Here is a 10,781-nt window from a genome sequence, read left to right on the forward strand (position 1 = left end):
CACCTCGACGACCAAGTTCATCAAGCCGTGGAAGGCCACGGTGAAGTACGACAAGGTTCTGCCGAACGCTGGCGTCAGCTACGACCTGGGCGCCGCGGGCAGCGTCTATGTCAGCTACGCCGAGGGCTTCTCCTCGCCGCGTACGGACAACCTGTACACCGCCACCCTGGTGAACGGCGTTGGCACGCCGGCCGACACCCGTCCGGAAACGACCAAGACCTACGACGTCGGCTATCGTTACTCGAACCCGAAGTTGATGGCGACCGCCGCTCTGTGGAAGACGGACTACTCGAACCGCATCGTGCAATCGTACGATCCGGACCTGGGCATCAGCATCGACCGTAACGTCGGCGCGGTGAAGGCTTATGGCCTCGACACCCAGGCCGCGTGGGCCCTGGAGGAATACCTGACGGTCACTGCTTCGTTCTCGTACAACAAGAGCGAAATCCAGGAAAACCTGATCAACGGCGCCGCTGCCGGCAACGTGATCCCGCTGAAGGGCAAGCAGATCGTCGAAACCCCGAAGTACACCTTCGGCGGCCGCGTCGACTGGGACATCACCGACGCCCTGCACCTGGGCGTGCAAGGCAAGTACACCGGCGACCGCTTCTCGACCGACGTGAACGACGAAGTCGCGCCGCACTACACGGTGTGGGATCTGGAGCTGCAGTACGACCTGCCGTTCGCCAAGCACACCTACGCTCAGCTGAACGTGAACAACCTGTTCAACGAGACCTACTTCGGTTCGATCAGCTCGCGCACCAATGCGCTGCCGATCGCCGGCGTGACCGGCACCGGTGCGCCGACCTACTACATCGGGTCTCCGCGCACTGTGCAGTTCACCCTGCGCACCGAGTTCTAAGAACCGGCGCTGACCGACAGCGAGAAGCGAGAAGGGCGGTCCGGTTTCGGGCCGCCCTTTTTCTTTGTCATCCGCGTCTGCTAGTCACAGGCGTCTTGACCCCCGCCCCGCGAGGGGCCATCTGCGCCCCCTTTCGTTTTCCGCATGCCGCATTGGGCTTTCGAATGACCGTCATCGTCCCCGCCGAGTGGGCTCCGCACCGTGCCATGTGGGTGGGCTTTCCCAGCCACGCCGAGCTCTGGCAGGAAGATCTGGAGCAGGCGCAGGCCGAGGTCGCCGACCTCGCCCGCGCCCTGGCCGGCCCGGGTGGCGAGCGCGTGCGGCTGATGGTGGTCGGCGACGAGGCCGAAGCCGCCGCCCGCGCCCTGCTCTCCGACACCAGCGTCGAGATCGTCCGTGGCCAGTTCGGCGACATTTGGCTGCGCGACACGGGGCCGATCTTCGTCGACGACAGCGGCCCAGAGGGCGCGCGTTCCTCGGCCGCCGGCTTCCAGTTCAACGGCTGGGGCGGCAAGTACAGCCTGGAGGGCGATGACATCGTCGCCGAGCAGATCGCCGCGGCCTCGGGCGCGCCCCTGGTTCGCAACGGCTTCATCCTGGAGGGCGGGGCCCTGGACCATGACGGCCTGGGGACGATCCTGACCACCCGCCAGTGCCTGCTGAACGCCAATCGCAACGCCGGCTGGGACGAGTCCTCGGCCACGTCCGCGCTCGCGGGCGCGCTCGGCGCCAAGAAAGTGCTCTGGCTGGGCGATGGCCTGCTGAACGACCACACCGACGGCCACGTCGACAACCTGGCCCGCTTCGTGGCGCCCGGCGTCGTCGCCTGTCCCATGGCCTATGGCGTCGATGATCCGAACGCGGACGTCTACGCCGAGACCGCCAAGCTGCTGGCCGGCATGACCGATAGCCGCGGCTCGCCGCTGCAGGTCGCGCGCATCCCCTCGCCGGGCCGGATCCTGGACGAGGACGGCGAGCCGATCCCGGCCTCGCACATGAACTTCCTGATCGCCAACGAGGCGGTGATCGTGCCGATCTACGCCGAGGAGTCGGGCGCCTTCGCCGTCGAGGTGATCAAGGGCCTGTTCCCCGAGCGCCAGGTCATCGGTCTGCCGTCCACCGCCATCCTGACCGGCGGCGGTTCGTTCCACTGCATCAGCCAGCAGGAGCCCGCGTAACATGGCCCGCACGCTCAGCGTCGCCGCGATCCAGACCTCGTACGGCATGGATCTGCAGGCCAACATCAAGAAGACCGAGGGCTTCATCCGCGAAGCCGCCGCCAAGGGCGCGCAGGTCATCCTGCCGTCGGAACTGTTCCAGGGGCCGTACTTCTGCGTCGCCCAGGAGGAGCGTTGGTTCGCGCAGGCCCACCCCTGGCGCGAGCACCCGGTGGTCAAGGCCATCGCGCCGCTGGCCGGCGAGTTGGGCGTGGTGATCCCGATCTCGATCTTCGAGCGCGAAGGCCCGCATTACTTCAACAGCCTGGTGATGGCCGACGCCGACGGCTCGCTGCTGGGCGTCTATCGCAAGAGCCATATCCCCGACGGCCCTGGCTATATGGAGAAGTACTACTTCCGGCCCGGCGACACGGGCTTCAAGGTCTGGGATACGCGCTTTGGCCGCCTGGGCGTCGGCATCTGCTGGGATCAATGGTACCCGGAGGCCGCCCGCGCCATGGCCCTGATGGGCGCCGAGGCTCTGTTCTATCCGACCGCAATCGGCAGCGAGCCGCATGATCCCAGCCTGGACACCGCCCTGCCGTGGCGGCGGGCCATGCAGGGCCACGCCGTCAGCAACGTCATCCCGGTGGTTGGCGCCAACCGCATCGGCTTCGAGCCGTGGGACGGCTATCCGAACGGCGGCCAGACCTTCTACGGCTCATCCTTCATCGCCGACCATCGCGGCGACCTGGTCAGCGAACTGGGCCGCGCGGACGAGGGGATCGTCGATGCGACCTTCGACCTCGATTTCCTGACGACGCACCGCGCCGCCTGGGGCTTCTTCCGCGACCGCCGGCCGGAATTCTATTCGGCTCTGTCGAGCGGCCGCCCCGCATGATCACGACCGCCAAATGATCGAGACGGGCCGCCTGGTGCTGCGCCCGGCGGTCGACGCCGACCGGGACGCGATCGCCGCCCTCAACGCGCACCCGAAGGTCGGCGAATGGCTGGGCGGCGTGCGTGGTCGCGCCGAGAGTGACGCCTTCGTCGATCAGGTCCAGGCCCATCAGTTCGAGCACGGCTTCAGCTTCTGGGTCGTGGAACGCCAGGCGGACGCCCGGGTGGTCGGCATGACCGGCGTCTGGTGGGTTCCGCCGGAGGTGAAGCTTGGCCGGATCGTCGAGATCGGCTGGCGCTTCCACCCCGACGCCTGGGGACGTGGCTACGCCACCGAGGCGGCCAAGGCGGCGCTGGACTACGGGCTGAACCACCTGAAGCAGCCCGAGATCATCGCTTTCACGGCCCGGACCAATCTGGCGTCTCAGTCGGTCATGCGCCGGATCGGCATGGTCCCGGACCCGGCCCGCGACTTCGATCATCCTGGGCTGGCGGAGAACCATCCTCTGCGCGCCCACGTCATGTTCGTGGCCCGGCCTTAAGCGCCGCAGTCGGTCGGCGCGCCCCTGGCCCTCGACGCCGCCACCTCCGCCCGCGCCTTGGCCAGATCCGCCAGGAAGGCCGGATCGTCGTGCAACCGCGTGACCAGGGCCGAGCCCAGGTAGCGGCCGGCCTCGATGTCGCTCTGGAAGTGGACGCCGCAGATGATGCGGCTGTCGCCGAACGCCTTGCCGCGCGCCAGGATCGGGCTGGCCTTGTCCGGGACCAGTTCGGCGATCACCGAGGCCCAGGCCCAGCCGATCAGGCCGTGACCCGAGGGGTAGGAGCCGTCGGTCTCGATCCAGGGTTCGCGCGGCACGCAGATCGGCGCGGTGTTGCCGACCGGCGGACGGGGGCGCTGATAGGCCGCCTTGGCCGGCTGGTAGATCTTGGCCGCGTCGTCGGTCATCCGCAGCAGCATGGTGGCCAGGGTGGGCGTGGCCTCGGCGCTGAGCGTGACGCCGGCCGCGCACGAGAAGCTCTTCATGCCGTTCTTGCCGGAGAGGTCGGCGTCGGCGATCGCCTGGCTCCAGGCCGAGGTGTTCGCCAGCTTGCGGGTCTCGTCGAACTGGGCGCGCTCGGCCTTGCCGCGCGGGGAGTCCGGCATGGGCGGCGGGCCGAGGATCACCGTGGCGTCCAGGCCGCCGTTCCCCGCCAGATAGCCGGGCGGCGGCTTGGTCCAACCCGACGACGGCGGGGTCATGGCGATTGGGGCGGGGGCGATCGGGGTGGGGGCGGGCGGAGCGTCGAAGGCCGCGCAGCCGGCCAGCAAGGCGGTCGTGGCGATCAGCATGAAACGGGTCATGGCGTGCGTCCTGGAAGTCATCCGCTCACAGAGCGGCGTCAAAACCGTCCGTCAAGCGCGCGGCGGTGCAAAAGCGGATTGACGGAGGGATATGTTATTTCATAACAGTCCGCCATGCCCAGCTTCCGCTGGCCAAGTTTCAGTCGCTTCAGGACCCGCCATGCTTCGTCGCGCCGCCTTCTCCGCCGCGAGCCTCCTCGTGCTCGCCGCCGCTTCCGCCCACGCCGAGGCTCCGGCCGCCGCCGCCACGCCCGCGACCGAGGGTGACACCGAGGTCTCCAAGGTGGTGATCACGGCCGCGCCCTATGCGGTGTCACTGGATACGGTGACCAGCAGCGTCAACATCGTCACCCGCGACCAGCTGGATGTCGCGCCGCCCGCGGGCCTGGGCGACATGCTGAACGGTCAGCCGGGCCTGCGCTCGACCTTCTACGGCCCTGGCGCCAGCCGGCCGGTGATCCGCGGCCTGTCGGGCCCACGCGTCATGGTGCTGGAGAACGGGGTGGGCCAGGTGGACGCCTCGTCGCTGTCGCCCGATCACGCCGTGGCGTCCGATCCGGGCGAGGCCTCGCGCATCGAGGTCCTGCGCGGCCCCTCGACCCTGGCCTATGGCGGCTCTGGCATCGGCGGGGTGGTCAACATCATCGATGATCGGGTGCCCTCCAGCCCCGCCGAGAACGGATTCGAGGGCCGCGTGGCCGGGTCGGTCTCGTCGGTCGACAACGGCAAGTCGATCAATGGGTCGGCCAAGTTCGGCAAGGGGCCGCTGGTCTTCGCCATCGACGCCGACCATCGCGAAAGCAGCGACTACGACGTGCCGACCACGCCCGTCTCGGCCCGCCTCGCCGCGCGCGACGGCCTGACGCCCGATCCGGACAAGACCGTCAAGAACACCGACGTCGAGATGGACGCCTATGGCGCCGGCGTCTCCTACGTGCATGACACCGGCTATTTCGGCGTCTCGCTGAAGAAGACCGACACGACCTATGGCGTGCCCTACCTTCAGATCCTGGCCCCGATCGATCCCGCCGCCGAGGGACCCGTCTCGATCCACCTGCAACAGACCCGCTACGACCTGCGCGGCGAGCAGGACGTGGACCTGGGGCCGTTCGACAAGATCCGCCTGTCGGTGGGCCACGCCAAGTACGAGCATGCCGAGGTTTCGGTCGACAGTGGCGAGGTCGGCACCCGCTTCCTGTCCGACGGCACGGAAGGCCGCCTGGAACTGGTGCAAAAGGAACATGATGGCTGGCAGGGCGCGGTGGGTTTCCAGGCCCTGGAACGCCACTTCGAGGCCATCGGCGACGAAGCCTTCGTGCCCTCGACCGACATCAAGGAATACGGCGTCTTCACCCTGCAGCGCCTGGACAAGGGCGTCTGGGGGCTGGACGCGGGCCTGCGCTTCGACAGCCGTGAGCTGAAGACCGACGCGGCCAAGAAGTCATTCGACAACGTCTCGGCCTCGCTGGGCGTGTTCTACAAGCCGGCCGACCATCAGTTCGTCGCGCTGAGCCTGTCCCGCAACGGCCGGGCCCCCACGGAATTCGAGCTGTTCGCCAATGGTCCCCACCCGGGCACCGGCGGCTACGAGGTCGGCGACGCGGACCTGAAGTCCGAGAAGGTGACCTCTCTGGAGGCGACCTACCGCTACACGGGCGATCGCCTGCGGGTGGAGGGCCATCTGTGGGGCGCTCGCTACGACGGCTTCATCGAGGAGTCCCCGACGGGCGCGATCCAGGACGACCTGCCGGTGTTCCAGTATGCGCAGACCGACGCCAAGTTCCACGGCGCCGAGGCCGAGGTCTCCTACGCCGCCTGGCGCTCCGGCGAGCGGTCCCTGAAGCTGGAAGCCAACTATGACTGGGTGCGCGGCTCCACCGATCTTGGCGCGCCCGCCCGCGTGCCGCCGTGGGCGGTGACCGGCCGCGTCGTCTGGAGCGCGCCGCGACTGGAGGCTCATGCCGAGGTCCGGCGGGTGGCCGAGCAGGATCGCGTCACGGCGTTCGAGCTGCCGACCGACGGCTACACCCAGGTCAACGCCATGGTGACGTTCAAGCCGATGGGCGACTCCGGCCTTCGCCTGTTCGTCGACGGCCGCAACCTGACCAACGCCGAGATCCGCGAGCACGCCTCGTTCCTGAAGGATTTCGCGCCCTCGCCGGGACGTTCGGTCCGCGCCGGTTTCGCCTGGCGGTTCTAGCCAGACGGAGCGGGCCCTCGAACAGCCCCCCTCGAGAGCCCGCCGCGCCGGGGCCCGGATCCTCCCTCCGGGCCCCGGACTGCGCCTTTCGTGGCTTAGATTGCCCGCTTCCGCTGGATCGGCTAGAACGCCGAGCCTTTGCGGTCGTCTTGAAGCGTTCGAGCGTCCGTTTCTAATTCTGTCGTAGAGCTCTTCATGACCACGTCCCAAGCCGCCGGCGAGATCTCCGGCAACGTCCTGTTCTACAATTCGCCGGAGCCGCTGAACCGCGAGCAGCACGCCAAGCTGGCTCTGGTCCACAAGGATAAGCCCTACGCCTTCGCCGCCGCCGGCACCGCCGTGCCGCTGACGGTCTCGGAGTTCGCGCCGGCCGCCCTGACCTTCCCGGTGATCTTCGCCGGCGACGACAAGGTGCCGCTGGCCGTGATGGGCCTGAACCAGCAAGAAAACCTGTTCATCGCCGCCGACGGCTCGATCGAACCGAACATCTACATCCCGGCCTATATCCGCCGGTATCCGTTCGTGCTGGCCAATGACGACACGCAAGACCGCCTGATCGTCTGCATCGATCGCGGTTCGGACCTGCTGACCGAGCAAGGCCAGACCCCGCTGTTCGACGCCAAGGGCGAGCCGACCGAATACACCCAGAACTGCATCAAGTTCTGCGACGACTTCGAGGTCGAGCGCCGCCGCACGGACTCGTTCGTCCAGATCCTGAAGGACAACGACCTGTTCGAGCTGAAGAAGGCGATCTTCCAGCCGCAGGACGAGACCGGCGCTCCGGCCGGCGAGCCGGTCACGGTCGCCGAGTACTTCGGCGTCTCGGAAGAGAAGCTGAACGGCCTGTCGGCCGCCAAGCTGAAGGAACTGCAGGAAAACGGCGCCCTGGCGCAGATCTACGCGCACCTGGTGTCGCTGCTGGGTTGGGATCGCCTGATCACCAAGACCATGCTGAAGCAGGCCCAGGCCGGAAGCCTGAACTAAGGTTCGGCGCTTCGGCTGAAACGACAGGGGCGGCGGGGCTTGAAGCTCCGCCGCCCTTTTCTTTTATCGCGCGAAGATGCTGCGGGTCAGGCACGAGAAGACCAGGCGCCCGGCTTCGTCGAGCAGGTCGTGCTGGGCGATGACGATGCCCTTGCCCTCGCCGACGGGGTCCTTGCCCATCACGGTCATGCGGCCGCGCAGCAGCTCGCCGACAGGCGGGTTGCGCATCCAGCGCAGGGCGTCGACGCCCAGGCGCTTGGTCTGCGGCCAGGCGGCGCTGGACTCGGCGTCCAGCCGGCTCCAGATCGAGAAGAGCATGGCGTCCGGCGCGCCGTTCTCCGCCGGCCAACCCGGCGTGAACGCCGCCACGAAGGCGTCCAGCGCCTTTGGGTCGACGGCCCGGGTCCCCAGGGAGACGACCTGACCGATCTCGATGTCGTCGAAGGCGGCGGGCATGGCGGTCTTCCGGTTGATTCTCCCGTCGACTGTCCGTCGCGTCTTGACCATTGTCGAGAGCGGCAAGCCGGGCCATGTGTGCTTCCGGTGTCGTTTTCGCAAAGCCCGGTCGCCCGATGTTCCTGAAGAGAGCCGTTCTCGCCCTGCAAGCCCTGTTGGCGGCGAGCGTTCTGGCCGGGGCCGCGCTCGCCGGACCGGTGGTCAATTCGGGGCATATCGAATCGGAACTGGCCCCGCAGGAAGCTGGGATCGCGCCCGGCGGCACGGTCTATGTCGCCCTGCGCCAGAAGATCCAGAAGGACTGGCACACCTACTGGCGCAATCCCGGCGACGCGGGCGAGGCGACCAAGATCGCCTGGACCCTTCCGGCCGGTTGGCGCGCGGGCGAGATGGTCTGGCCGACGCCGATCAAGGCTCGGCTGGGCCCGCTGCTGGACTACGCCTACGAGGGCGAGGTCCTGATCCCCGTGCCGATCACCGCCCCGGCCGACGCCCAGGTGGGGACCACGGTGTCGCTGACGGCCGACGTCTCCTATCTCGTCTGCGAGCAGGTCTGCGTGCCCGAGGACGCCAAGTTGTCGCTGCTGCTGCCCGTGGTGGCCGGCGCGCCGACGGCCGATCCGAAGTGGGGAGCGAGGATCGCCGAGGTCCTGGCCAAGGCGCCCAAGCCCGCGGGCCTGAAGGCGGTCTTCAAGCTGGAGGGCCAGGTCTTGAAGCTGGCCGTCACCGGCGGCCCGCTGAAGGGCGCGGACATGGCCGACGCCTATTTCTTCCCCTATTCGCCCAAGGTCATCGAGCACGCCGCCGACCAGGCGATCGAGCGCGGGCCCCAGGGCCTGACCCTGACGTTGAAGCCCGGCTACGACTTCGTGGGTGGTGGAACGCCCCCTGCCGAGCTGGCGGGGGTGCTGGCGCTGGCGGACGGCGCGGCCTGGGAGGTCACGGCGAGCGCGAGCGCGCTTCCCGCCGACGCGGCGGGCCTGGGCGCGCCGCCGGCCAAGACAAAGACCGCCGTGGGCGCGCCGGGCGGCCTGATCGGCGCCGTGGCGCTGGCCTTCCTGGGCGGGCTGATCCTGAACCTGATGCCGTGCGTCTTCCCGGTGCTGTCGATGAAGGCCGCAAGCCTGGCTGGCCACGCCCATCACGAGGGCAAGGCGCGCCTGCAGGGCCTGGCCTTCCTGATCGGCGTGCTGGCGACCTTCCTGGCGCTGGCCGGGCTGCTGCTGGTCGTGCGCGCTGGCGGCGCGGCCGTGGGCTGGGGCTTCCAGCTGCAGTCGCCGCTGGTCATCGCCGCCCTGGCCCTCTTGATGCTGCTGGTGGCCCTGAACATGTCGGGGGTCTTCGAGATCGGGACCTCGATCCAGGGCGTTGGGGCCGGCGCCTCGGCGCGCGATGGCGCGCTGGGAGCCTTCTTCACCGGCGCTCTGGCGGTGGTGGTGGCCGCGCCGTGCACCGCGCCGTTCATGGCTGGCGCGCTCGGCTACGCCCTGACCCAGCCGGCCGCTGTGGCGCTCACGGTCTTCGCGGCCCTGGGCCTGGGCTTCGCCGCGCCGTTCGTGACCGTGGCCTTCGTTCCTGGCGTGCTGCGACGCTTGCCGCGTCCCGGCGCCTGGATGGATGTGCTGAAGAAGGGTCTGGCCTTCCCGATGTACGGCGCGGCCCTTTGGCTGACCTGGGTGTTCGCCCAGCAGGCTGGACCGATCGCCCTGGGCCAGGTCCTGGGCGCGGGCGTCCTGGCCGCGTTCGGCGCCTGGCTCTACGGCCTGTCGCAAGGCCGGCGCGCGGCGGGACGGGCCTTCGTCGCCCAGGCGGCCGTTGGCCTGCTGTGCGTGGCCGCCGCCCTGGCCCTGGCGCTGTCGGCGGCGTTCATGGCCAAGCCGCCGGCCGTCGCCGCCGAGACGTCTCCCGCCGGAGCGGGCCTGGTCGCCGAGCCCTGGTCGCCCGAGCGCGTCGCCGCGCTGCGAGCCGAGGGGCGTCCGGTGCTGGTCGACTTCACCGCCGCTTGGTGCGTGACCTGCCAGGTCAACGAGAAGGTCGCCCTGTCGGGCGCTAAGGTGGCCGAGGCCTTCAAGGCCCAGAACGCCGTCTATCTGAAGGCGGACTGGACCAATCGCGACCCTGTGATCGCCAAGGCCCTCGCCGAGTTCGGCCGCGTCGGCGTGCCGCTATACGTCGTCTATCCCAAGAACGGCGGAGAGCCGGCGGTGTTGCCCCAGCTCTTGACCGAGGGCATGGTCATCGAGGCGATCGACAAGGCCGGCGGAGCTTAGGACCGATCGACGTTCATCGATCAATTCCCACTTAACTCGTCATTCCCGCCAAAAGGGCGTCGCTCCCAACGTCCTGAGCAGATTTTCCGGTCCAGCTGGGCGGATGATTGCTTTGCGAATGATCAATGCAATATTTGCGAAGGTCCCCATTTTCGGCGTTGCACAGGTCATCTCGAAACTCGGATCAAATTCGAGGTTTTCGCAACGCGACGAAGAGAGGCTGGATGGTCATGGGAACTACAGAACTGCATCGCGGTCGGCTCATCGACCATCTCCAGCTGGTCGTTCGTGATCTCGATGTCAGTCGGGAATTCTATAAGGCGGTTCTGAAAGTTCTGGAAATTCCCGTCATTGATACGGCCGACGGCTATTTCTGGGCTGATGAACTTGTCGTGTCCTCACCAGAAAGCGCGGCGAGTCAGGGCGCCCCGACAGGCCGGAGCCACCTGGCCTTTCAGGCCAAGGACCGCGCCACGGTCGACGCTTTCTATCGGGCGGCTTTGGCTCACGGCGCACGCGACAATGGCGCGCCGGGGGAGCGGACCTATCATCCAGGCTACTACGCCGCTTTCGTGCTCGATCCCGACGGCAACAATATCGAAGCCGT

At 68.2% G+C, this 10,781-nt stretch carries 10 protein-coding genes; 8 read left to right on the forward strand and 2 right to left on the reverse strand.

The window, feature by feature from the left end:
* The 4 genes from VJ655_RS17065 to VJ655_RS17080 all read left to right on the forward strand — a co-directional run.
* Positions 1 to 862: TonB-dependent receptor (locus tag VJ655_RS17065; protein ID WP_324113150.1), on the forward strand; the 862-nt coding region annotated here is incomplete at its 5' end.
* A gap of 164 nt (positions 863 to 1,026) precedes the next feature.
* Positions 1,027 to 2,040 carry an agmatine deiminase family protein gene (locus VJ655_RS17070; RefSeq protein ID WP_324113152.1) on the forward strand — a complete coding sequence of 338 codons (1,014 nt, stop codon included), beginning with the start codon at positions 1,027 to 1,029 and terminating at the stop codon, positions 2,038 to 2,040.
* A gap of 1 nt (position 2,041) precedes the next feature.
* Positions 2,042 to 2,920, forward strand: a complete 879-nt coding sequence (gene aguB / locus VJ655_RS17075; RefSeq protein WP_324113154.1) for an N-carbamoylputrescine amidase — start codon at positions 2,042 to 2,044, stop codon at positions 2,918 to 2,920.
* Positions 2,921 to 2,933: 13 nt separating this feature from the next.
* Complete coding sequence (locus tag VJ655_RS17080) at positions 2,934 to 3,461, forward strand: GNAT family N-acetyltransferase (RefSeq protein ID WP_324113156.1); 528 nt, start codon at positions 2,934 to 2,936, stop codon at positions 3,459 to 3,461.
* Here VJ655_RS17080 and VJ655_RS17085 read toward each other — a convergent pair.
* A complete protein-coding gene (locus VJ655_RS17085; RefSeq protein WP_324113158.1) occupies positions 3,458 to 4,264 on the reverse strand; it encodes a phosphatase PAP2 family protein in 807 nt (268 codons plus the stop codon). The genes VJ655_RS17080 and VJ655_RS17085 overlap by 4 nt on opposite strands.
* A 160-nt stretch (positions 4,265 to 4,424) precedes the next feature.
* On the opposite strand from VJ655_RS17085, the gene VJ655_RS17090 reads away from it, so the two are divergent.
* Together VJ655_RS17090 and VJ655_RS17095 are read left to right on the forward strand one after the other, a co-directional pair.
* On the forward strand, positions 4,425 to 6,464 hold the full coding sequence (locus VJ655_RS17090; protein WP_324113161.1) for a TonB-dependent receptor: 2,040 nt from the start codon (positions 4,425 to 4,427) through the stop codon (positions 6,462 to 6,464).
* Positions 6,465 to 6,659: 195 nt separating this feature from the next.
* Positions 6,660 to 7,448, forward strand: a complete 789-nt coding sequence (locus VJ655_RS17095) for a SapC family protein (RefSeq protein WP_324113163.1) — start codon at positions 6,660 to 6,662, stop codon at positions 7,446 to 7,448.
* A gap of 63 nt (positions 7,449 to 7,511) precedes the next feature.
* On the opposite strand, the gene VJ655_RS17100 is transcribed toward VJ655_RS17095, so the two are convergent.
* Entirely contained in the window at positions 7,512 to 7,904 is a 393-nt protein-coding gene (locus VJ655_RS17100; RefSeq protein ID WP_324113165.1) for an acyl dehydratase, read from the reverse strand.
* Between the two features lie 116 nt (positions 7,905 to 8,020).
* Here VJ655_RS17100 and VJ655_RS17105 point away from each other — a divergent pair, with 116 nt between their 5' ends.
* Complete coding sequence (locus VJ655_RS17105; protein WP_324113167.1) at positions 8,021 to 10,174, forward strand: protein-disulfide reductase DsbD family protein; 2,154 nt, start codon at positions 8,021 to 8,023, stop codon at positions 10,172 to 10,174.
* Positions 10,175 to 10,404: 230 nt separating this feature from the next.
* On the forward strand, positions 10,405 to 10,781 hold a 377-nt coding region (locus VJ655_RS17110; protein ID WP_414646995.1), incomplete at its 3' end, for a VOC family protein.

Origin of the sequence: Caulobacter sp. (assembly GCF_035254145.1) — a bacterium.
GTDB lineage: Bacteria > Pseudomonadota > Alphaproteobacteria > Caulobacterales > Caulobacteraceae > Caulobacter.